Genomic DNA, 22,146 nt, shown 5'->3' with positions numbered 1-22,146 from the left:
GAATCCGGAGTGTCCGGGCAGAAACCGTCGTGCCGACTGTTCGCCAGATCGCTCACTCCCAGGGGTGGCCGCCGTCGCGGTCGGGCCACATCGGGTACCAGTAGGACTCGTCGTCCTCGATGCCCAGTTCGCCGTCGAGCATCGATTCGAGCTTGAACTCCAGTCGCTGGTTCCGCTCCTTGCCGCGCTGCGGTGCGAACGGGTAGTACGCGCCCCGCCGGAACGAGTAGATCCAGTAGGCGCGGTCGGCGTCTCCGCCGCTCCCGCCTCCGCTACGGTCCGCTCCGGCGCGCTCGAAGCCGAAGACCGCCGCGAGCAGCCGCGAGCCGTAGCCCCGCTCGATGAACTCGTCGGCCGCGAAGTGGACGCTCGTCACCAGGTCCTCGGGGTCGTCGTCGCGGAGGACCACCCACTCCCAGCCGTGGCTGTCCTCGCGGACTTCGAACGCCGTGCCGGTCTCCTCCTCGCCGGCGCGGAGGATCGCCTCGACGTCCTCGACCGTCTCGGCGAAGTCGGTGCTGTCGACGCCGGAGAAACAGAGCGCCGCGGCCCCGACGGAGGTGTATCCGAGGTCGGCCTCCATCGTGACGTAGGCGGTGCTCATCCCGAAGAGATCCTCCGGGTCGGCGTCGCGGGTCGCGTCCGCCTCGGCGCTCGTGCCGAGGACCGACCGGATCGCGTCGAAGATGCCCATCAGCGCGTACCCTCCGTCAGCGACATCTCAGCGTGACTCCAGTTCCCGTTCGAGGTCGCGCAGGCGGTCGACGCGCTTCTCCGTCGCCGGGTGGGTGCTGAACAGTCGCCCGATGACGTCGCTCTTCAGCGGGACGATGAAGAACGCGTTCATCTCCGACTGCTCGCGGAGGTCCTCCTTCGGGACCTTGTCCATCCGGCCGTCGATCTTCAGGAGCGCGGAGGCGAGCGCCGAGGGACGCCCCGTGATGAGCGCGCCGCCGCGGTCGGCCGCGAACTCGCGGTACCGAGAGAGCGCGCGGATCAGGAAGAACGAGACGATCCAGACGACCAGCGAGGCGACGATGGCGACGAGGAAGCCGCCGCCGCCCTGCCGGTTCCGCCCGCCGCCGAACCAGAAGCCCATCCGGACGATCATAAACGCGACCGTCGAGAGGAACGACGCGATGGTCATCACCATCACGTCGCGGTTCTTCACGTGGGCGAGTTCGTGCGCGATCACGCCCTCCAGTTCGTCGCGGTCGAGCGTCCGGAGGAGACCGGTCGTCACGCAGACCGTCGAGTTCTTCTGTGAGCGCCCGGCCGCGAACGCGTTCGGGACGCGCGAGTCGGCGACGGCGACGGTGGGCTTCGGCAGGTCGGCCTGCTGGCTGAGCCGCGACACCGTCGCGTGAAGCTCCGGGTACTCCTCCTCGGAGACCTCCTTCGCGCCCATACTGTACAGCGCCAGTTTGTCGCTGAAGAAGAACTGCGCGAGGACGAACACGCCCATCAGCGGGAGGAAGGCGAACGAGTTCGTCTGCCACAGCGCCCCCACGAAGACGAGATAGAGGGCGAAAAGCAGGAACATCGTGAGGACCATCCGGCCCCTGAGTCCCCAGTCGGGTTTCCACTCCATACCCGACCTACGGCTTCGGGGTAATAAACGGTGTTGCAGGAACGGAGGCCGTTCGGGCGTCCAGAGACGGCTTGCCGCGTCCGGCTCGCTTCGTCGCGCTTAACCGCCTCGGTCGTCTACGGGAACCGATGAGTTCGGGAGACTTCTGCCCTCGCTGTGGGGATCCGGTTCCGGAGCGCGCGGACCCGCTTCCCGGCGAGCCCCGCGAGCGCGACGCCGTCCTCTGTGACGACTGTTACTTCGAGGACTTCGACCTCGTCGACGCGCCCGACCGGATCGAGGTCCGCGTCTGTTCGCAGTGCGGCGCGGTCCACAAGGGCAACCGCTGGGTCGACGTCGACGCCGAAGACTACACGGACGTCGCGATCGAGCAGGTGACCGAGGCCCTCGGCGTCCACCTGAAGGCCGAGGACGTCCGCTGGGGCGTCGAGCCCGAACAGATCGACGAGAACACGATCCGGATGCACTGCACCTTCGGCGGGATCGTCCGCGACACCTACCGCGAGGAGACCGTGACGGTCCCGGTCTACATCTCCCGGCAGACCTGCGACCGCTGCGGCCGGATCGCCGGCGGTTACTACGCCAGCATCGTCCAGGTGCGTGCCGAGGAACGGACGCCCACGCCCGAAGAGGAACAGCGGGCAGTCGAGATCGCAGAATCGTACGTCGCAGAGCGCGAGGCGACCGGCGACCGCGAGGCGTTCATCTCCGAGATCACAGAGACCGACGACGGTACTGACATCAAGATCTCGACGAACCAGATGGGCGGCGGGGTCGCGAAACGGATCGTCAGAGAGCTCGGCGGCAACGTCGAGGAGTACCCGACGCTCGTGACCGAGGACGGCGACGGCAACGAGGTCTACCGGGTGACCTACGCCGTGCGGCTTCCGAGGTTCACGCCCGGCGACGTGGTGAACCCCGACGACGACGAGGGACCGGTGCTCGTCAGGAGCGTCCGCGGGAACCTGAAGGGCGTTCGGCTCACCACCGGCGAGCCCTACGAAGCGGCCTTCGAGGAGGGCGAGAGCCCCGACGCCAGACTGCTCGGGACCGCCGACGAGGCGACCGAGACCACGGTCGTGACCGTCGAAGACGAGTACGCGATCCAGGTGCTCGACCCCGAGACGTACGAATCGAAGACGGTCTCACGGCCGTCGTACGTCGACAGCGACGCCGACACCGTGTCGGTGTTGAAGAGCCGCGCCGGACTGCACATTCTCCCAGATTCCGACGAGCGCGCCGAGTAAGCGGCGACGTCGACTCGGAGACCCAGTGAACGAGCGGCCGATGCGACAGAACCGGTCAGTCGGCCCGAACCGACCCCTCCGCCGTCCGCGATCCCGCCTGCTTCTCGCGGACCGTGATACCGTGCCGCACGAGCGCCGTGGCGAACGCGTCCGTCGAGCGGCCAGCGCGTGACGCCGCCTGCGAGAGCGTCAGTGTTCCGTTCCGGTACAGGGTCATCGCCGTGTTCAGCCCGTGGGTATACATTGCCGGACACTCGTCTACACGAGGTGAGTAGTGTTAAGTATTCTGTGATATACCGTCTCAAACAACAATTAGAGAGCCACTATAGAAAACGAACGTCCGGTATTTTCCGGATTCAGATATTCTTTCTAAACCTAAATTAACATTCATTAATTACTTGTTTCGGGATCGGGCGGATTCACCGTGAGGTCGCACACCGACCCCGTGGAACGCGTCGCCGGGGCGAAAGAATTGAATCGGCGGAGGACGAACGCCGGGTATGGATCGACAGCAGGTGCTCGCGCTGATACTCGTCCTTCTGATGGTCGGCTCCTCGTTCGCCTACGGAGCGGTGCTCCTCTTCTGAGCGGCCGCGTCGACCGCGGGAGTCCGGTCTCGGCGGTGGCCCCTGTCGGTAACGGTCGTCAGCCGTCGCCCCAGACGTCAGAGAGCGGGTGAGCCGATCGATCGTCGTCGGATCCGCCGGACGGCGAACGGCCCGCGTTCGAGCCGGTGGGTCGAGACGACCCCGTCGTCGACGCCCCACCCTCCCGATTCGACGTCCGACGGCGGTTCGTCGTCGACGACTGCGAGCCGTGCGTGCTCGACGTCGATCCGGCCGCGCCGCCGGCGGCGACCTGATCGAACTCGGGGAGGTCGGGCTCCGACAGTCGATCGACCTGCTCGCGGAACCAGCCGGGCATGTCGCTCCGCGTCCGCTCGAACAGGTCGAGCAGCGACGAGTCGGCGAGGTAGGTCGCGCCGTAGTCGTCCGGCGCGCGGACGACGCGACCGCAGGCCTGAATCACGGTCCGAAGCGCGGCGCGTCGGTACCACGCCCACTGCCCCTCTTCGAGGCGGCGCGCGACGCGCGAGTCGTTCGTGTTGAGATAGGGGGCCTTGCAGACGACCTGCCAGCGGCAGAGGTCGCCGGCGAGGTCGAGCGCCTCCTCCATCTTGACCGAGAGGAAGACGTCGGGGTCGTCGGTCGCCTTCCAGGAGTCGAGTTCGGCGTCGCGGTTCTCCCGGTCGTGCGCCCGGACGCGACCGCCGAGGCCGAGCCGGGCGAGTCGCTTTCGAAGTTCGGACTGGATCGCGTAGGAGTGACAGTGGACGAGGCCTTTCTCGTCGGGATGGGCCGCCATAATCCGGACTAACGTCTTTGCCACCTTCGGGAGCGTCTCCTCGCGCTCGTCGTAGGTCATCTTCCCCCGCGTCACGTCGTACAGCGGGCGGTTCTCGACCGGGAAGGTGTGCTCGACGTCGACGAGGGCGACGTCCGCGGGGTCGAGACCGACGCCCCGACAGAACGCTTCTTTGTTCAGGATCGTCGCCGACAGGAGCGCGAACTTGTTGCCGCGGTCCCAGACGGTGTGATGGAGATACCGCGCCGGGTCGAGCGGCTTGATGGTGATCGGGCTTCCCTCGCCGTCGGGCTGGTCGACGACCCACGTCGTCGGGCTCTCGGGGTTCCGGTAGTCCTCGACGAACCACTGGAGCTCCGAGCGGAGTTCCTGCAGGCGGTCGCGGCGCGCCGCCTCCTCGGGCGTCAGTTCGGGCTTCCTGAGCAGTTCGTCTTTCGCCCGCTCGGCGACGCCCGCGAGCGACTCGGCGAAGCGGACGGTCCGTTCGAGCGGGTCGCCGTCGGCGGCGACGTCCGGGACCCCCACGTCGTCCCAGACCGGCACCGTCCGGGGGTTCAGATCCACGGTCGCGTACATCTCCGCCCACTCGGCGAGGCCGTGGGCCTCGTCGATCACGACGACGTCGCGCTTGCGGAAGACCTCGGAGCCGGCGGTCTGCATGAAGTACGCCAGCGTCATCGCGGCGATGCGGCGGTTCGAGGCGATCGCCCGGTCGGAGAAGTACGGACAGCGGTGTCGGACCGAGCAGTCGAACCCCGCCTGTCTGGCGCACGGCGCGCGGTCAACCGGCGTGTCGGTCTCGCCGTTCAGGATGCACGTGTAGTTCGACTTCCCCCGGATCACGTTCAGGTCGTCGAGGAGCGGGTCGGCGGCGACGTCGTCGAGCTGGGAGACCTGCGGCGTGGTGTAGTAGGCGTCGGTCGCCTCGGCGGGTGAGACGTCGTCTGTCGTCGCCGCCGCGCCCGCGATCGCCCGCGCGAGGAGCGACTTGCCGCTCCCCGTCGGCGCGCGGACGAGGACGACGTCGTTGCCGGCGGCGAAGGCGTCGCGGATGTCCGAGAGCGCCTCCTCCTGCGCGCCGCGGTAGCTCGGGGCCGGAAACGACGAGGGAATCCGATCGGGGTCCACACTCGTCCTGGGCCGCTCTCGGGTAAAAACCTTCAGACGCAGGCCCTCGACGAGCGAGACCTGAGAAGACCCGTACCGGGGCACGCGATTGCGACGAGATAGCAACCGCGGGCGGGACTGGAAGGGGCCGCGCTCTCGACGAGCGAGACGACGTAAGCACCGCAGCGGAGCGAGGAGCGCAACGAGTCGCAGCCGTCGAGAGCGCGGGGGCTTCCGAAGTCGTCTCGGTCGCAGTCGAACCGGAATGAGTACCGACAGAACCAGGGTACAGACGCAAACTACAACTCCCCCGGGGTCGCTTTCCCGATATGTTCGCCAGCGTTCCGGATCTGCTTCGACTGGCCGTCCTCCCGGTGCTCGGGTGGGCGGCGTGGCGGGACATCGAGACCAGGCGGGTGTCGACCCGGACCTGGTACCCCCTCGTCGGCCTCGGCCTCCTGCTCCTCGCGTGGGAGTCCGTCGGCCACCTCTCGCTTGCGACCTCCGCGGACGTGCTGTTCTTCGTCCGCGTCGCGATCAGCCTCTTTCTCGTCGCGCCGATCGCCTACGGCTTCTGGTGGATCGGCGGCTTCGGCGGCGCGGACGCGAAGGCGCTCATCGCGATCGCGATCCTGTTGCCGACGTTCCCGACGTACTACTTTATGGGGTTCACGCTGCCGGAGGTCGTCACGACGCTCGGCGTCTTCTCGATGACGATCCTCACGAACACCGTCGTCCTCGCCGCCGGCTACCCGCTCGCGCTCGGCGTGCGGAACGTCCTCGACGGCGACGTCCGCTTCCCGGTGTCGTTCCTCGGCACGCGGGTCGGCGTCGCGGACCTCGCGACGGCGCACGGCCGCCTCTACGAGACGCCCGAGGGGTTCTCGCGGAACGGCCTCGACATCGACGCCCTGCGGATGTACCTCCGCTGGCGCGGGCTGAGCCTCGACGAACTGCGTTCGGACCCCGATCGGTTCCGCGATCCCGGAAGCGTCGGCGAGACGTACGACCCGACGGACGGTGCGGTCGACGTCGGGGGCGACGACGCCAGCGTCGACTCCGCGGAGCAGGGGGACGGCGAGAGCGGCGGCTCCGCGAGTCCCGGCGGCGACGCCGCGGGTGTCGAGTCCGACGGCGGAGTCGCACGCGAGAGCGACGGTGGAAGCGCGGACTCGGCGGCCGACGCCGACGATCCGTGGGCGGCCGAGGCGTTCCTCGACAGCATCGAGGGGAGCGCGTACGGGACCAGCCCGGAGAAGCTCCGCGGCGGCCTCGATGTCCTCGCCGAGCGCGAGGAGATCTGGATCTCGCCGGGGATCCCGTTTCTCGTGCCGATATTCGTCGGGACGCTCGCGGCGTTCACGTACGGCGACGTCGTCTTCGGCGCACTCGAAGCACTGAGCGTGTTGTGAGCCGGCAGCGACTCGGTTGGCGTCGGGGACGATGACCAGTCGCCGTCGGTGACGACCACTCGGTCCCAGTCGGTGCCGGCCACTCGGTCCCAGTCGGTGACGATCGCTCAATCGCTCCCAGGGTCAGCGAACGGAATCGAACTCGGCGGCGTCCGGACGAGCCAGTCCGGGACGACTCGCGTGAGCACCACCATCCCCGCCAGTTCGACCATCGTCTGCGTGACGACGACCGCCGGTGCCAGTTCGTAGCCCGCGGGCAGCGCCAGCGCCAGCGGGAGGACGACCAGCGAGTTCCGCGTCACCGAGGTGAACACCAGCGCGCGGGCGTTTCCGACGTCCATCCGAAACGCGCCGGCCGCCAGGCGTCCGAGGAGCGGCATCACGACGAGAAAGGCGACGTAGACCGGAACGACCGCGACCACCTGTCCGAGGGAGTCCGCGACGCGGGGGAACTGCGAGGCGACGACGACGAACAGCGTCGCCCCCATCGTCGGGACGGGGAGCCAGCCCATCGCCGACTGCCACCGCCGGCCGGTCGGAGCGCGGGTCGCCCACAGTTCGGTGAGCCACGCGAGCGCCAGCGGGAGCGCGATGAGGAGGGAGAACGCCTCGACGAACGGCCGCGCGCTGATGACGTCCGCGATCCCGGGTCCCACGAACAGCCACAGATAGACCGGGAGCAGCGCGAACTGGACGAGGAGCAGCGCGGGCGTCGCGGCCGTGACCTGCTCGGCGTTGCCGTCGGCGAGGTCGGTGAACGCGACGACGTAGTCGATGCACGGCGTCAGGAGGACCAGGAACGCCCCGACGAGGACGGCGGGTTCCCGGGGAGCACGCGCGTGAGCGCGAAGACGACGACCGGGACGACGAGGAAGTTCATCCCCAGCGCCGCCGTCATGAACCGGACGTCGGTGAAGGCCCGTCGGAACCTGACGAAGGGGATTTCGAGGAACGTGACGTACAGGAGCACGGCCAGCACCGGAGTGATCGCCCCCTCAACCAGCGGCGCGGTCGACGGGGCGCCGACGCCGACCGCGACGGCGAGCGCGACGCTGACGGCGTAGACGGCGATCTGGTGTCGCTGCAGCCACCGCTTCGAGGTCATCACCCGTGATTCACGCGGCCGGGCAATACGACTGGTGTTCCGGTGTATCCGCCCCGGACGGCCGAACGCGGGGGCGGGAAAAGAGGGGGCAAAAGACCTATCGGCCGGACTCCCGTCGGTCGAACCAATGACAGAGGACGTCGAGGTCGACTTCGGCGCGGACGGACTCGTCCCCGCCGTGGCGCAGGACGCCGACTCCGGCGAGGTGTTGATGCTGGCGTACGTCTCGAGGGAGGCGCTCGAACGGACGCGCGAGACCGGGCGGGCGCACTACTACTCCCGCAGCCGCGACGAACTCTGGGAGAAGGGCGCCAGCAGCGGCCACACCCAGTCGGTCGAGGAGATCCGCGTCGACTGCGACGCCGACACCCTCCTGTACCTCGTCGAGCAGACCGGCGGCGCGTGCCACACGGGACACCGGTCGTGCTTCTACCGCACCATCGACGGGGAACACGTCGGCGAGCGCGTGTTCGACCCCGACGACGTCTACGAGTGAGACGATGGCAGAATCAACGTCCAGCGGGGAGAGCGAGACCGAAGCCACGAGGGAACTGCTCGACACCGCCGAGGCGCGCATCGACGACCTCCGTGCGGCCCGGGAGCGTCGCGAGGCGGTCGAGGCCGAGATCGACGACGCCGGCGAGGACGCCGTCGTCGCCGCGGCCGACACCTACCGGAAGGCCGTCCGACTGCTCGACCGCTACGAGGACTCCGCGACCGGCACGGGCGATTTCCAGGCGTACGTGGAGTTCCAGGACAAGTTCCTCGGCCTCTTAGAGGAACTCTCCGACGACGTTCCGGCGCAGGACGCCTTCGAGGCCGCGGCCGAACGGATGGACCGACGTCGGCTGAGCGAGGACGACTTCGAGGGCGCACGCGCCGACCTCGAACCCGCCGCCGACTACGTCGACCTCCTGGATCGGCGCGAGGCGGCCGAGGAGGCGGTCTCGAAGGCCCGACGGGACGCGAGGCTCTGTCTCCGCGACCTCGACGAGGAGATCGAGCGACGCGAGGAGACGCTGGCCTTCGCCGACGCCGACCTCGACGCGCCGGTCGAGGAACTCCGCGAGCCGATCCGGGCGTACAACGACGCCGTCACCGAGGAGTTCGATGAGTTCTACGAGTCGGCCGCCGCGGCCGACGTCGTCGGACTCTTAGAGCGCGCGGAGTCGTTTCCCCTCGTCGAGTTCAGATCGCCGCCGCGAGATCTCAGAGAGTTCGCCCGCGAGAGCCCCGACGCCGACGAACCGATCCCGACGCTCCTGGAGTACGCCGACTACTCGGGGTCGAAACTGGACCACTACGCCGAGGACCCCGCGCTCCTGCAGACGACCGTCGCGGTCCACCGCACGTTCCTCGAACGGCTCTCCGCCGAGCCGCTGACCGTCGAACTGCCGCCGCCGGCGGCCGAGTCGCTCCGACTCTGGGCCCGCGAGGCGACGTCGGTACTCGGCCGGTTCGCGAGCGAGGAGACGGTCGCGCGCCTCAGAGGGGTGCGGGATCTCACCCGTCGCGACGACTACGAGGACCTGCGGTTCGTCGCCCGCGCGCACGAGGAACTCGACGCCGAGGCCCGCGAGCGGGTCAACTCGGGCGCGGCCGCGGCCGAACTGGACCGCCTCCGCGACGCCCGTGAGCGACTCGAATCGACGCTTCACGGGGAGGCGGAACCGGGCGACGAACCGCGCGTCTGACGATGATCGTCTCGGCCGTCGCGTTCGTCGCCGGGGCGCTGTGTCTGTACTACGGCGAGCGCGATCTCCGGACGAGACGGGCGATCCGACGGCTGAAGCGACGACGCGACGCGCGTCCCGAGCGGGGCGCGCGGAGCGACGCGTCGTCCGGGCGAACAGAGCCGAGCCCCGCGAAGCCACCCGACGACCCCGCGGATGACGTCGCGATCGAGCGGGGGTTCGTCCTCCTGGCGCTGGGCGGTCTCTGTCTGCTTTTCGGGATACTCGCCCTCTGAGGGCGGTCGCGGGCGTCGGCGGGGCGGGGACCCGTCAGCCCGGGTCCGCGAGCGCGTCGCGGAGCGGGTCGGCCGCCGCCTCGGCGAGGCTCTCCGCGCGGTCCGCGTCGCCCGCCTCGGCGTAGACTCGCACCTTCGGTTCCGTGCCGGAGGGGCGGACGAGCACCCAGGCGTCGCCGTAGTCGAGGCGGTAGCCGTCGATCGTGTTCGGTTCGGCGTCGGCCGACTCGGCGAACTCGCGGGCGGCTTCGAGCATCGCCGCGAGTTCCGACTCGGAGTCGTACGAGAGGTTGATCCGGACGTTCTCGTAGTCGGTGTAGGGGGCGACGATCTCCGAGACCGGACGCTCGGCGGCGAGTTCGAGGAACTTCGCGCCGACGTACGCGCCGTCGCGGACCAGCCGGTACTCGGGGTAGAAGATCCCGCCGTTGCCCTCGCCGGCGATCGGGACGCGCTCGCCGGCCGCGTGGAGTTCCCGAATCCGCGTGATGATGTTCGTCGCGCCGATCGGGGTGAGTTCGAGCGTCGCGTCGGCGTCCTCGCAGACGTCGACCAGGCGTTGAGAGACGTTCACCGCGGCCACGGTGGTGTCGCCCGTATCCAGCGCCGCGGCGGCGAGCGCGGCCAGGGAGGCCTCGCCCGCGACGAACTCGCCGCGCTCGTCGACGAAGACCGCCCTGTCGGCGTCGCCGTCGTGGGCGATGCCGACGTCGGCGTCGGCGGCACGGACCAGCGACTTGAGGTCGCCCAGGTTGGGTTCGACCGGTTCGGAGGGGCGACCGGGGAAGTGTCCGTCGGCGTTGGCGTTGACAGTGACGACCTCACAGCCGAGCTTTCGGAAGAACTCGGGGCTCGTCAGCGCGCCGGGACCGTGACCGGGATCGAGCGCGACCGTGAGGTCCGCCGCCGCGATCGACTCGCGGTCGACGGCGTCGAGCAGGTCCGCGACGTACTCGCGGTTCGCCGATTCGACCCGTCGGGAGTCGCCGACGGCGTCCCACGCGGCGGTGGCGAACCGCTCTTCGAGGACGTGCGATTCGATCTCTTCGAGGTCGTCGACGCCGAGTTCGACGCCGTCCGCCCCGACGAGTTTCACGCCGTTGTACTCCGGCGGGTTGTGCGAGGCCGTGATCACGATGGCCGGCCGCGCCGTCTCGCCGGCGTAGCGGACGGCGCTGGGGGTCGGCGTCGGGCCGAGTCGGTCGACGTCGACGCCGACGCTCTCGAGTCCGCTCGTGGCCGCGTTCGCGAACATCTCGCCGGTCGTGCGGGCGTCCCGGGCGACGACGGCGCGGTCGGCCTCCCAGACCGTCCCGGCCGCCTTGGCGATCCGGAGGACGAACTCGGGCGTCAGGCTGTCGCCGACGACCCCCCGAGTGCCGCTCGAACCGAACAGTTTCATTAGGTTCCTCTCTTCGGGCCGGGGTGAAAGCGGTTGCGACACGGCCGGATCCGGAAGCGGTTGCGACACGGCCGGAGACGTTCCCGTGGGCAGATACCGCCCCGCGTAACTTCGAGCGCCGAACGGCGTCGCGGTCGCGTCGGGCGGGGGCGCGTACAGCCCTCAGAGGTGGATCACTCGGTCGGCGAGGACGGCCGCCCGACGAGTTCGGCGAGCGTCGGCACGACCCTGTCGACCGCGAGCGAGTACGCGAAGTAGAGCGCGACAGCACCCATCACGGCCGCCCAGAGGGCCAAAAGCGGTTGGCCGTGCTGGGCGGTCACGACGGCGAAGCGCTCGACGTACGCGCCGACGAGCGAGAGTCCGACCGCGCCCAGGCTGAACACGGAGAGTTCGAGCAGCGCCGGGAGGAGTTCGAGGAGTGCCGTTGTCATAGCCCGCGATATCCCAGGGAGTGTTGTGGTTCTTTCGGTCGGCGGAGGGCGATCCCTCCGGAACCGGTCGACCTGTCGGATCCGCAGCTCACCGCCCGCTCCGTCGTCGATTCCGCAAGCGAAATCGTATTGGGCGTCGCCGGCGCGTCGTGGAATATGCCAGGACGGTACGGCGACGTGGACTATGCGACGCTGACGAAACGGAGTTTCCTCCTCGGGGTCGGACTGTTCGCGCTGGGCGCGCTCGGGGAGTTCGCGCTCGCGGCGACCGGAACGGCGGTCCCGGCGTGGGAACACGCGCTGCTCGTGGACGCAGAGTGGGCCGGCGTGGGCCTCGCACTGCTCTCTCCCTTCGTGTTCGGGATCCTGCTACCGCTGACGGAGTGAGGGACGTCGTTCGTCCCGCTTCCGCGGCGACGCTCCGGAGACTTTAGGCCGCGTCGCCGCCGACGGTGGGCCATGAGCGATCCGTTTCCCGACTTCGAGGTCGTCCCCGCCGTCGATATGCAGGACGGGGAGGTAGTCCAGCTCGTGCAGGGCGAACGCGGCACCGAGAAGCGCTACGGCGACCCCGTCGCGGCCGCCGAGCGCTGGGTCGACGCCGGCGCGGAGACGCTGCACCTCGTCGACCTCGACGGGGCCTTCGAGGGCGAACGGGGGAACGCCGACGCCGTCGAGGCCGTCGTCGAGGCGGTCGACGTCCCGGTGCAACTCGGCGGCGGGATCCGAACCGCCGACGACGCGACCGACCTGCTCGACCGCGGCGTCGAGCGCGTGATCCTCGGGACGGCGGCGGTCGAAAATCCGGACCTCGTCGCGGAGATCTCCGAGGGCTACCCCGGGCGGGTGATGGTGAGCCTCGACGCGAGAGACGGCGAGGTCGTCGTCTCCGGGTGGACCGAGGGGACCGGCCTCGACCCCGCCGAGGCCGCGAGCAGATACGAAGAACTGGGCGCGGGGTCGATCCTCTTCACCGACGTCGACGTCGAGGGGAAACAGGAGGGCGTCCAGACCGAGGTGACGAGGCGCGTCGTCGAGGCGGTCGACGTCCCGGTGGTCGCCTCCGGCGGCGTCGCCTCGCTCGACGACGTCCGGGCGCTGCGGGACGCCGGCGCGGCGGCCGTCGTGGTCGGCACCGCGCTCTACGAGGGGGCGTTCACCCTCGCTGCCGCGATGCGCGTTTGAGCCGGTACCGAGAGAAGACCGCGATCCAGGTGATCGCGATGAGCGCGACCCCGAACCCGGTCGTCACGGCCGACTCCGAGAACAGGAAGAGCCCGCCGAGACAGAGCGCGTACCCCCCGAGTACGATTCCCTTTAGTCCCATCGTACACGCGTCGTCGCGGCAGCGGTATCAACCTCCGCAAGACGGTCGTCAGACGGAGCGTCGGGACCTCGCCGTCTCGCCCCCCGCGAGACGACGGCCGGCCCGCCGCCGACGCTCGTCGATCAGTCCCGCTGCTGCCGGATCTTCTCGCGGCCGGGTTCGATGAGGTCGTTCAGGTACGTCGCGAGCGCGCCCTTCGCGTCCGCGGGGTGGAGTTCGCCGGATTCGAGGTCGGCTTCGAGAGCCTCGTAGCTCCCGTAGGTCAGGTCGCCGCCGTACTTCTCGGGACGCTCGACGACCACCTCGCCGAACCGCGGGAAGACGTGGTACTCGAAGATCTGCAGGACGGGGTTCTCGCGCTCCTCGCCCTCGTCGGTCGGGTCGGGGTCGGCCGTCGGGGGACAGTACGCCTTCTCGACTTTCGCCTCGATCTCGGACTCCGAGTCCTCCATCGAGATGGAGAGTCCCTCGGAACTCGACATCTTGCCGACGCCGGTCGTCAGATCGGCGATCAGCGGCGTGTGGAGACAGGTCGGCGAGTCGGCGTCGATGCTCGGCAGGGTGTCGCGGGCGAGCATGTGGACCTTCCGCTGTTCCATCCCGCCGATCGCGACATCGACGTCGAGGTAGACGATGTCGAGCGCCTGCATAAGCGGGTAGACCGCCTGCGCGACCGTCGCGGTGTCGCCGCCCGCGATCTCGGCCATCGCGCGGGAGGCCCGCGACAGCGACGTCTCCAGCTCTAAGGCGTGCAGGTCGAGGACGTACTCCTCGTCGAGCTGGAACTCCGAGCCGAGGACGAACTCCGTCTGGGACTCCTCGAGACCGTAGGCGACGAACTGCTCCTGCATCCGCGTGGCGGTCTCGCGGATCTCCGCGAACGTCCCCTTGCCGTTGAGGTAGGCGTGAACGTCCGCGAGGAGGACGACGACCTCGAAGCCGGCCTCCTGCAGTTCGATCAGCTTGTTCGCGGTCAGCATGTGGCCGATGTGGAGGACGCCGGAGGGCTCGTAGCCGACGTACGCCCGCTTTCCGTCGGGGGATTCGGCTAGCGCGCGCACTTCCTCCTCTGTGACCACCTCGGAGACGTTCCGGGTGATCAGGTCGTAGGCGTCCATACTGTGGGGAAATCGCGACTCCGGCATATGACTTCTGGGATGTCGCCGCGGGAGCGGTCGGGGCTCCGCCCGCGACGCGTCACCGACGCCCCGCCGGCTCGACGGGACGAACCGGAAAGCGTCAAACCCGCTCGGCTCCAACCGCCACCGATGGCAACGACCCGCTCGCCGTTCGTCGTCCTCGTCGGACTGGTCGCGGTGGCGCTTCTCCCGCTCGTGGTGATGTGGATCGCCGTCAGCGACCTCGCGACGTTCGCGTACTTCACCGGCTTCGCGGTCTACTTCCTCGTCGCCCACGTCGCGCTTCCGGGGTGGGTCTACATCGACGCGACCGGCCGCGGGAGCGACTCGGCGGTCGGCTGGACGGGGATCTGCTTTTTCCTCCCGTTCGTCGGCTTCGTCGCGTACTACTTCCTGGGCCGACCGGACGCGCCCTACGAGGCGGGCGCGAACGCCGGGGCGCCGTAACTACCGAGGAGGAGATCGGAGGACGCGTTCACGGTGTGTCCGTCAGACAGAGGCGCCCGTGATCGACGAGACATCGACCCGCACTCAGCGACGACGGAGCGCCAAGATCGCCAGCGACACCGAGAGAGCGAGTATCGCAGTGAGCGGCGTGAAGCCCGGAGTGCTGGAACCGGAACCGGGCGAGGCCTCGGTCGCCGTCGGCGTCTGCGTCGGCGTCGCCGTCTCCCCGTCCTCGGGAATGGCGCGGATCGTCACCGGTGAGGAGTCCACGCCCTCCTTCTCGGCGGCGAGCGTGTGATTGCCCGGTTCCTCGACGGTCACGGCCGCACGGCCGTCGGCGTCGGTGGAGCTGACAGCCTCGCCGTCGAGCAGGACGGTCGCGCCCTCGACGGGTTCGGAGTACTCGTCGACGACGCTGACGCCCAGCCGTTCGCCCGCCACGACGCGCGTGTTGATCGATTCGAGCCGCAACGACGGCGTCCGGTTCGCCGAGACGTTCACGCGGAGATCGGACTCTTCGACGCGCACGCGCTCCGTTACGTCGTCGTACCCCTCCTTACCGACCGTGATCGACAGTTCGGTGTTGACCGGCACGCTGACGCGTGCCCCTCCGTCGGCGAGCGTCTGAAGTTGGCCGATCGACGCGATACTGACCGTGGCGTTACTGACAGGACGCGGCGGCGAGAAGTGCGGGTCCCGCACTGCGACGGTCAGGGAGACGGTCCCGCGTTCGATGGGTATCCGCGTCCGGGTCGACGCGCCGACTTTCACAGTGGTGGTGTTCCGGAAGTACCCCGGCTTTACGACGGCGACAGTGTACGTTCCCTGCTCTATGGGCCCCGAGGCGATCGCCCCGTCCTCGTCGGTCGATGCCTGCGACACGAACCGGCCGTTCTGCCGGAGGACGACTCGCGCGTCGGCGACGTCCCCGCTATCGTCGGCGACGGCGACCGACAACTGACCTCGTCGGTGCGCCGGGATCGTGACGTCCCGCTCGGTCGCGTTGCGAACGACGAACGGGCGGTTGCGGATATACTCCGGGTGTGACAACGAGACTGTGACGTTCGCCCCCCGTTCCACGTCGATGAACGCCCTGCCGTTGCTCGCGGTCGTCTCGGTCGTCGAACCGTTCTCCCAGGTCGCCGTCAGCTCGGCGTCGCTGATCGTCTCGCCGTTCTGATCGACGACCGAGACGGTCAGCGTGACCGGACCGGTCGACTGCGCGGCCACCGTCGTCGCCGCCGGACCGATCAGGAGAAGGCCGGTCACCGCCAGCGCCACCAGAATCCGGGCTCTCATACAGTGTGGTCGCTTTGGAGTTATTATGTTAGTCGCCCGTTACTCCGCCCGAGACAGGTACGCGCAGCGTAATCTATCACACTCGACTCGTGTTTCCGCACGCTAACCAGTCGTTGTGTGACTCCCGCGCGCGGATCAGAACCCCGCTCTATCGACCCTCTCCCCGCGACTCCGCGCGGTGCTCGGAGATGATCTGATCGACCATCGACGCCTTCCGCTCCTTCTGTCGCTCCTCGGCGCGGCGCTCCCAGTCTTCGATCGCCGCCTCGACGTCGGCCTCGCTGGCGACGGCGAGTTCGTCCACCTCCTGAATCGCGACGTCGTCGGCCGGCGAGACGGGGATGTCGTGCTCGAAGAGGATCCGGTCTGCGACCTCCGAGAGGTTGCCGCCCGAGCGGAGGACGACCCGCGGGTCGATCTCCGCGAGGCGCTCGGCCGTCGAGCGACCCGCCCCCGAGGCGTCCCGGAGGTAGACCACGTCGCCGGCGGCCAGCCCGTACTCCTCGTCGGCGGTCTCGATGGCGTCGCGGGTGAACTGCTCGATCACCTTTACGGACACGAGGTCGCCGTCGGTGTCGACGTCGGCGAAGTTCGAGTGATCGAGCTTCCAGAGGCGTTTCAGCCGCTCCAGCTTCTCGTCGAGTTCCTCGTTCTCGTCCTCCAGCGATTCGACGCGCCGCTCCAGCCGGTCGTTCTCGCGTTCCAGCCGCTTGACCTCGCGGCGCTCTCTGGCCTGTCTGCGCTCCTCGCGCTTCGCGTCGGAGAGCTTCTCCTCGTACTCCTCGATGGTCTCCTCGCGCTCGTCGATCGTCTCGTTGAGGTCGTCGACGTGCGATTCGAGGCGCTCGACGCGCTCGCGCAGGCGGCGAATCTCCTCTTCCTCTTCCGTGAGTTCGCGCTCCTCGTGCTCGGATTCGTCCTCGTCGCGCTCCTCGTCGTCAGCGAGGTCGCGGAGCACCGCCTCGACGGACTCCTCGCCGGCGACGACCCGGGCGATCACCTCGCCGCGCTCGACGTCCGGCGGCACCTTCTGTGAGATGCGCGCGATCTGGTCCTCGTGGTCGTCGAGGGCGAAGAGCGCCGCCGCGAGCGCGTCGCGCTGGTGGTCGTTCTCGTAGGCCGCCTCGCGCGTGCGGTGGAGTTTCTCGTCGACCGGGAGGTCCGAGTTCGGCGTCCAGCCGGCGGCGTCGAAGCTCCGCCGGAACTTCTCGACGGTCTCGGGCATCGGCGTCACGTCGGCCGCGACGATCACGGGCCGGCCGCGCTCGATCAACCACTCGATCACGTCGGCGGTGTCGGCCGTCCGCGTCGAGTAGACGTCGAGGACCTGCCCGTCGAGGCTCACGACCGCCGCGGCCGTCGTCGTCCCGGGGTCGATCCCAACGACGACGTGATCTCGGCGCTTGACCAGCGGTTCGAACTCGATGCCGTCGTAGCGCTCGCGCTCGATCTCGATCCGCGTGTCGCCGGAGCGGCCCTCCGAGACGGGGAGGTCCGCCGGCGGCGCCTCGACGGTGAAGACGGCGTTGGCGTAGCCGCCGTACTTCTCGGTCACGTCGGTCTCGAACTCCAGGCCGGCCTGCTTCAGCCGCTCTTTCACCTCCCGGGACCGGCGTTTCACCGAGCCGTGGATCCGCCTGGTGTAGCGGTCCTGGCTCCAGCCGCCCTTGCCGGTCGAGCGCCCGCGGGACACCTTCACCGTCGTCGTGTCGCCGAAGGCCGACACCTCGTAGCCGACGTTGGCCGCCGCGAGTCGCGCCGCCGCCTCGGCCTCCTTCATCGGCTTTTTGCCATATGGCACGCCGTGTCTGGAGGCCACCCGCGAGAGCGGTTCCGGCCGCTCCGCGCCGGTCACCTGCACCAGTTTCGTCGCCGCCGGGAGCGATCGGAGGAAGTGGACGAGCGCGTCCTTGTCGGCCGCGAGTTCGTACATGTTGTCCGTCGCCAGCATCGCGGGCTCCTCGCGGTCGAGCAGCCGGCGGAGCTTCCGGTGGGAGACGACGTCGCGGTCGACGCGCTCGCCGTCGAAGGCCACGAGAGCGTAGGAGGGCGCGTCGCCGCGGACGTCACCGCTCTGGATGTCCACGCCGAAGACGAGGGAGTCGAGGGCGCTCGTCCGGTCGTTCACAACTCCGTTTGGTCGTGTGCGAATATATATTCCACGCCGGGGGTGTCGATGGACTATCACTCCGGGGACGTCGACGGATTATCACCCCGGGACGTCGGCAGACCTCAACGCCGACGCCCGTCGAAGAGCGACCGGCGCGAGCTCCGCCGGCGAGCGTTTATATACGATCGGGCGGCCAGGGCCCGCGTGATCTGAAAGTCGCCCCGCGTCGACGTGCGGTTGCTCGGCACACCGACGCGGGAAACGCGGTCGTCCGCCAGCGAGCGAGCGACTGGCGGCCGGCCCGAGCGGGTGCCGACTGTTCGCCCCTGTACGCAGTCCGCAGAGCGGTCCGCTCACCCCGGCGGCGACACCCTCACTCGTCGTCGGGGTACGGGACGTCGACTTTCCGGCCGTCGTCGGGGACGAACGCCGCCTCGCCGTCGAAGACCCCTCTGGCCTCCCGTTCGATCGGCGAGGCGTCGGCGGCGTACCGCGAGGAGATGTGGGTGAGCGCGAGACGTCTCGCGCCGGCGCGGTTCGCGATCTCGGCGGCCTCGCGTCCCGTCGAGTGACCGGTCCCGCGCGCCCGGTCGGCCCACTCCTCGGCGAACGTGGCGTCGTGGACGAGCAGGTCGGGAGCGTCGACGACGTCGACGGTGGCGTCGACGGGTCGCGTGTCGCCCGTGTAGACGAATCGCCGTCCGGGCCGGGGATCGCCGACGACCTCGTCGGGCTCGACGACGGTTCCGTCCTCCAGTTCGACGGCCTCGCCGTCGTGGAGGCGGCCGAACTTCGGCCCGACGGGCACGCCCAACTCCTCGGCCTTCTCGCGGTCGAAGCGCCCGCGCCTGTCGTCCTCGACGAGCGCGTACCCGACCGAGCTGACGTTCCGGTGTTCGGTCGCGAACGTTCGGACCTCGTAGTCGTCGCCGTCGAGCGCGACGGCGCCGGGCCGAACCTCGCGGACGGTGAGCGGGAAGTCCGGCCGGTAGCCGCCGGCCTCGATGAGGTTCGTGAGGTGCCCCTTCGATCCGGGCGGGCCGTAGACCGCGAGCGGTTCCGACCTGTCGTTGAAGTCCATCGTCTGGATCAGTCCCGGAATCCCGAGGACGTGATCGCCGTGGAGGTGCGTGACGAACAGGTGGGAGAGAGAGAAGCCGGTTCCGAACCGCATCATCTGCCGCTGGGTTCCCTCGCCGCAGTCGAACAGCAGCCGCTCTCCCTCGCGTTCGAGGAGGAACGCGCTCGGACCACGCTGGGTCGTCGGGACGGCCCCGCCCGTTCCGAGGAACGTCACGCGCATCGACATACCCGTCCTGGGCGGCGGTCGGGTAAACGCGTGTCGGAAGCGCCGTCCGAGCGGGGAAGGGTCACCCGACCCGCGAGAGGGGGAGGATCACTCGACCCGCGAGAGCGCGATGGCTTTCGCGGTGTCTTCCTCGTCGGGCGGCGCGTCGACGAGTTCGATCTCCGCGACCCACTTCACGCTCTCCCAGCAGTCCGCCTCGCCGGTAGGGACGAGCCGCGCCGGGCCGCCGTGCTCGACCGGAAGCGGAGCGCCGTCGAGTTCGATCGCCAGGACGGCCTCCGAGAGGCGCTCGATCGGGTACGAGCACGCGTACGCCCCGTCCATCGCACGGACCAGCGCGTGGGTGGCCGACGCGGCCGGTTCCGCCCGTTCGAGGAGGTCGCCGACGCGGACGCCGCGCCACGTCAGGTCCTCGGCGACCCACCCCTCCACGCACGCGAAGTCGGCCGTGAACGTTTCGGTTGGGAGTCCCTCCAAGCCGGCGACGTCGACGGTCAGCTCACGCTCGACGGCGCCGGTGACGCCGAGTCCCCACGCGTCGGCGTCGACGTCGTCGGGCACGTCGTGAGGTTCGAGGTCACTCATCGTGGATCAGTTCGCGGTCGCGCCGTATAGACACTTCTCCCGTGAGCCGCGGTCGATGCCGGCAGGTTCGACGGTCGCGTGATCGGTGCGTTCACGCAGCGTCTCGACGCCGCTCGCGGGGAGAGCGTACCCGATCCGATAGCCCGTCTCGGCGTCGAATTCGAGGTCCAGTTCCGTCGCGAAGAACGCCCGAGCGACGCACTGCCGCCGGGCGAGTTCGCGGGCGATCTCGGCCCCGCGGTGCGTCAATCGGACGCCGTCGTGCTTCTCGTAGTCGACGAGCGCGTCCGTCGCCAGCCGGTCGAACATCTCGGTGACCGTCGCCGGCGACACGTCCAGGTGGGCGCTGATCTCGCCGGTTCCGACGCGGTCCCTCCCCCCGTCCGCGAGCCGGTGAATCGCGGTGAGATACCGGCCGGCGCGGCGGGAGACGCAGTCTCTGGGGTGCGAGCACGCACAGCGCGTCGCCGTGGAGGTCGTCGCAGCCATCGTCGATCGGTTCGGCGCCGAGACCCGAGAGCCGATCCCCGAACCGGTTCGCACCGCCCCCGCTGGCCGTCGACGCGCGTCCGGAGTGCCCGCGCACGTTCGGACGACGGCGCACCTTTTTGCCGTTCGCGCCGGAGGTCGTCGGTATGGACGGCAGCCGGCACGATCGATCCGATCGCTGGTGGGACGAGGACCTCGCCGATTCGGACGACCCCGTCGTCGGCGCGGTCGCGCTCTTAGTCCTCGGTGCCGGCCTCGGCTCGCTCTTCGGCGTCCCGATCCTCGAAGCAGTCGACTTCTGGGTCGTCTTCGTCATCGGCTACGCGGTGGTCGTTCCGCTCGTGTCGCTCCTTCGGGGGCGGAAGGCGGGACCAGACTCCGCTCGTCGTGAGAACCGAAGCTCACCGCGGTCGGAGACCGCAGACCTCGAACGGAGCGATTCCGACGACGTCGACGAGGCCCTCGAGCGCCTCCGCGACCGGTACGCCCGCGGCGACCTCTCCGAGGAGCAGTTCGAGCGGAAGCTCGAAGTCCTGCTCGAAACCGACACGCCGGAGAACGCCCGCGAGCGAGCGGTGAGGCGACGGACGGATGGCGAAGCCGACCGACGCGCAGGAGGCGGTGCCGAGCGCGACGACGGAGAGCGCGAGCGCTCGCGGTAGTCCGGAACGGAGAGGGAGAGTTTCTTACCCTCCGGTCGATTACCCGACGGCAATGGACGCGCCCCTGTGGACCGAGAAGCACGCCCCGTCGCTCGCGGAACTGCCGCAAGCGGAGGTCCGAGAGCGACTCGGTCGCACGGTCGACGAGCCGATGAACCTGGTCGTTCAGGGCCCGGCGGGCGTCGGGAAGACGGCCGCAGTGCGCGCGCTGGCCCGCGAGGCGCACGAGGACCCCGACGCCGACCTGATCGAGATCAACGTCGCGGACTTCTTCGACCGGAGCAAGAAGGAGATCCGCGAGGACCCCCGGTTCGCCCGGTTCCTCCAGGGCCAGACGGAGTTCTCGAAGCAGTACCGCCGCGGCGGGAAGGGGAACAAGTACAAGCGCGAGTGGTCCAAGCGCGATATGATCTCGCACGTGATGCAGGAGCTTTCGTCCTACCGGCCCGCCTCGGGGACGTACAAGACCGTCCTGCTCGACAACGCCGAGACGATCCGCGAGGACTTCCAGCAGGCGCTGCGGCGCGTGATGGAGCAGTACCACCGGAGCACCCAGTTCGTGATCACGACGCGGCAGCCCTCGAAGCTCATCCCGCCGATCCGCTCGCGGTGCTTCCCGATTCCGGTGCGCGCGCCGACGACCGAGGAGATCGAGTCGGTCCTGTCGAACGTGGCCGACGACGAGGGCGTCGAGACCGAGCCGATGGCGCTGAACCTCGTCGCCTCGAAGGCCGACGGCGACCTCCGGTACGCGATCTTGGCCGCCCAGCACGCCGCGGTCGAGGGCGAGGACGCGATCACCGTCGACGCCGCGCAGGCGGCGCTCTCGGAAGCCGGCCACGACGACGAGATCAAAGAGGTGCTCGACGAGGCGGCGGCCGGTGAGATCCGCGACGCGCGAAAACAGCTGACGACGCTGCTCGACGACGAGGGGTTCGGCGGGCAGGAACTGCTCTCGGAACTGCTGCGCGTCGCCGACACCTACCCCGAGGAGTTCGGCGAGGCGAACCTGGTCCGCCTGCACCGACTCGCCGGGAACGTCGATCTCGACCTCGCGGAGGGCAACGACGGCCGACTCCACCTCACGCACCTGCTGGCGGCGTGGGCCGGCGGCCAGTCGGAACTCGACGGGGAGGCGTTCGCCTGA

General features: G+C 69.3%; 23 protein-coding genes and 1 pseudogene. 10 read left to right on the top strand and 14 right to left on the bottom strand.

The features are described 5' to 3' along the window. Positions 1–52: 52 nt before the first annotated feature. Positions 53–694, bottom strand: coding sequence for a PspA-associated protein PspAB (gene pspAB / locus DV707_RS01060; protein ID WP_103991023.1), 642 nt, complete (start codon positions 692–694; stop codon positions 53–55). Positions 695–721: 27 nt separating this feature from the next. Continuing rightward, positions 722–1,591 carry a zinc metalloprotease HtpX gene (gene htpX, locus DV707_RS01055; RefSeq protein ID WP_103991024.1) on the bottom strand — a complete coding sequence of 290 codons (870 nt, stop codon included), beginning with the start codon at positions 1,589–1,591 and terminating at the stop codon, positions 722–724. A gap of 128 nt (positions 1,592–1,719) precedes the next feature. On the opposite strand from htpX, the gene DV707_RS01050 reads away from it, so the two are divergent. Next, entirely contained in the window at positions 1,720–2,838 is a 1,119-nt protein-coding gene (locus DV707_RS01050) for a 60S ribosomal export protein NMD3 (RefSeq protein ID WP_103991025.1), read from the top strand. Positions 2,839–2,893: 55 nt separating this feature from the next. On the opposite strand, the gene DV707_RS01045 is transcribed toward DV707_RS01050, so the two are convergent. Both DV707_RS01045 and DV707_RS01040 read right to left on the bottom strand, forming a co-directional pair. After that, the gene (locus DV707_RS01045) at positions 2,894–3,082 is read right to left on the bottom strand and encodes a DUF7317 family protein (RefSeq protein ID WP_103991026.1); all 189 of its coding nucleotides are present in this window, start codon (positions 3,080–3,082) and stop codon (positions 2,894–2,896) included. Between the two features lie 401 nt (positions 3,083–3,483). Next, on the bottom strand, positions 3,484–5,331 hold the full coding sequence (locus DV707_RS01040; RefSeq protein ID WP_103991027.1) for an ATP-dependent DNA helicase: 1,848 nt from the start codon (positions 5,329–5,331) through the stop codon (positions 3,484–3,486). Between the two features lie 308 nt (positions 5,332–5,639). Between DV707_RS01040 and DV707_RS01035 the strand changes: the two genes are divergently transcribed. Next, on the top strand, positions 5,640–6,722 hold the full coding sequence (locus DV707_RS01035) for a prepilin peptidase (RefSeq protein WP_103991028.1): 1,083 nt from the start codon (positions 5,640–5,642) through the stop codon (positions 6,720–6,722). Between the two features lie 107 nt (positions 6,723–6,829). Here DV707_RS01035 and DV707_RS01030 read toward each other — a convergent pair. Next, positions 6,830–7,827: pseudogene (locus DV707_RS01030) on the bottom strand (arsenic resistance protein). Between the two features lie 127 nt (positions 7,828–7,954). Here DV707_RS01030 and hisI point away from each other — a divergent pair. From hisI to DV707_RS01015, 3 genes are read left to right on the top strand one after another with little or no spacing between them, the layout of a single operon-like run. After that, complete coding sequence (gene hisI / locus DV707_RS01025) at positions 7,955–8,323, top strand: phosphoribosyl-AMP cyclohydrolase (RefSeq protein ID WP_103991030.1); 369 nt, start codon at positions 7,955–7,957, stop codon at positions 8,321–8,323. A gap of 4 nt (positions 8,324–8,327) precedes the next feature. Continuing rightward, positions 8,328–9,521 (top strand): DUF7118 family protein, encoded by a 1,194-nt coding sequence (locus tag DV707_RS01020; protein WP_235010734.1) that lies wholly within the window; start codon positions 8,328–8,330, stop codon positions 9,519–9,521. Positions 9,522–9,523: 2 nt separating this feature from the next. Further along, entirely contained in the window at positions 9,524–9,796 is a 273-nt protein-coding gene (locus tag DV707_RS01015; protein ID WP_103991031.1) for a hypothetical protein, read from the top strand. A gap of 34 nt (positions 9,797–9,830) precedes the next feature. Here the strand turns inward: DV707_RS01015 and glmM are convergent, their stop codons facing one another. Both glmM and DV707_RS01005 read right to left on the bottom strand, forming a co-directional pair. Beyond that, positions 9,831–11,198 carry a phosphoglucosamine mutase gene (glmM, locus tag DV707_RS01010; RefSeq protein WP_103991032.1) on the bottom strand — a complete coding sequence of 456 codons (1,368 nt, stop codon included), beginning with the start codon at positions 11,196–11,198 and terminating at the stop codon, positions 9,831–9,833. A 173-nt stretch (positions 11,199–11,371) separates the two neighbouring features. Further along, positions 11,372–11,632, bottom strand: coding sequence for a hypothetical protein (locus DV707_RS01005; protein ID WP_103991033.1), 261 nt, complete (start codon positions 11,630–11,632; stop codon positions 11,372–11,374). 156 nt (positions 11,633–11,788) lie between these two features. Between DV707_RS01005 and DV707_RS01000 the strand changes: the two genes are divergently transcribed. Together DV707_RS01000 and hisA are read left to right on the top strand one after the other, a co-directional pair. Beyond that, positions 11,789–12,019 carry a DUF7860 family protein gene (locus tag DV707_RS01000; protein ID WP_103991275.1) on the top strand — a complete coding sequence of 77 codons (231 nt, stop codon included), beginning with the start codon at positions 11,789–11,791 and terminating at the stop codon, positions 12,017–12,019. 72 nt (positions 12,020–12,091) lie between these two features. Then, the gene (gene hisA, locus DV707_RS00995; protein WP_103991034.1) at positions 12,092–12,817 is read left to right on the top strand and encodes a 1-(5-phosphoribosyl)-5-[(5-phosphoribosylamino)methylideneamino]imidazole-4-carboxamide isomerase; all 726 of its coding nucleotides are present in this window, start codon (positions 12,092–12,094) and stop codon (positions 12,815–12,817) included. On the opposite strand, the gene DV707_RS18395 is transcribed toward hisA, so the two are convergent. Beyond that, positions 12,789–12,959, bottom strand: coding sequence for a hypothetical protein (locus DV707_RS18395; protein ID WP_160113918.1), 171 nt, complete (start codon positions 12,957–12,959; stop codon positions 12,789–12,791). The two genes, hisA and DV707_RS18395, sit on opposite strands and share 29 nt — an antisense overlap. Positions 12,960–13,081: 122 nt before the next feature. Continuing rightward, positions 13,082–14,077, bottom strand: a complete 996-nt coding sequence (locus DV707_RS00990; RefSeq protein ID WP_103991035.1) for a tyrosine--tRNA ligase — start codon at positions 14,075–14,077, stop codon at positions 13,082–13,084. A 150-nt stretch (positions 14,078–14,227) separates the two neighbouring features. Between DV707_RS00990 and DV707_RS00985 the strand changes: the two genes are divergently transcribed. Continuing rightward, a complete protein-coding gene (locus DV707_RS00985) occupies positions 14,228–14,545 on the top strand; it encodes a PLDc N-terminal domain-containing protein (protein WP_103991036.1) in 318 nt (105 codons plus the stop codon). A gap of 84 nt (positions 14,546–14,629) precedes the next feature. Here the strand turns inward: DV707_RS00985 and DV707_RS00980 are convergent, their stop codons facing one another. The 5 genes from DV707_RS00980 to DV707_RS00960 all read right to left on the bottom strand — a co-directional run bounded on the left by DV707_RS00980 (position 14,630) and on the right by DV707_RS00960 (position 20,337). Beyond that, on the bottom strand, positions 14,630–15,844 hold the full coding sequence (locus DV707_RS00980; protein WP_136361780.1) for a collagen binding domain-containing protein: 1,215 nt from the start codon (positions 15,842–15,844) through the stop codon (positions 14,630–14,632). Between the two features lie 148 nt (positions 15,845–15,992). Beyond that, positions 15,993–17,972: a DUF460 domain-containing protein gene (locus DV707_RS00975; protein ID WP_103991038.1), complete on the bottom strand. Its 1,980-nt coding sequence runs from the start codon at positions 17,970–17,972 to the stop codon at positions 15,993–15,995. Between the two features lie 355 nt (positions 17,973–18,327). Then, the gene (gene rnz / locus DV707_RS00970) at positions 18,328–19,257 is read right to left on the bottom strand and encodes a ribonuclease Z (protein WP_346772032.1); all 930 of its coding nucleotides are present in this window, start codon (positions 19,255–19,257) and stop codon (positions 18,328–18,330) included. A 93-nt stretch (positions 19,258–19,350) separates the two neighbouring features. Next, on the bottom strand, positions 19,351–19,848 hold the full coding sequence (locus tag DV707_RS00965) for a molybdopterin-dependent oxidoreductase (protein ID WP_103991040.1): 498 nt from the start codon (positions 19,846–19,848) through the stop codon (positions 19,351–19,353). Positions 19,849–19,854: 6 nt separating this feature from the next. Next, the gene (locus DV707_RS00960) at positions 19,855–20,337 is read right to left on the bottom strand and encodes a metal-dependent transcriptional regulator (RefSeq protein ID WP_136361779.1); all 483 of its coding nucleotides are present in this window, start codon (positions 20,335–20,337) and stop codon (positions 19,855–19,857) included. 146 nt (positions 20,338–20,483) lie between these two features. Here DV707_RS00960 and DV707_RS00955 point away from each other — a divergent pair, with 146 nt between their 5' ends. Further along, a complete protein-coding gene (locus DV707_RS00955) occupies positions 20,484–20,999 on the top strand; it encodes an SHOCT domain-containing protein (protein ID WP_103991276.1) in 516 nt (171 codons plus the stop codon). Between the two features lie 52 nt (positions 21,000–21,051). Beyond that, the gene (locus DV707_RS00950) at positions 21,052–22,146 is read left to right on the top strand and encodes an AAA family ATPase (RefSeq protein WP_103991042.1); all 1,095 of its coding nucleotides are present in this window, start codon (positions 21,052–21,054) and stop codon (positions 22,144–22,146) included.

This window comes from Halobellus limi, from assembly GCF_004799685.1.
GTDB lineage: Archaea > Halobacteriota > Halobacteria > Halobacteriales > Haloferacaceae > Haloquadratum > Haloquadratum limi.
Note: the sequence above shows the minus strand (reverse complement) of the source record. Positions and strands in the feature narration are given on the sequence as shown.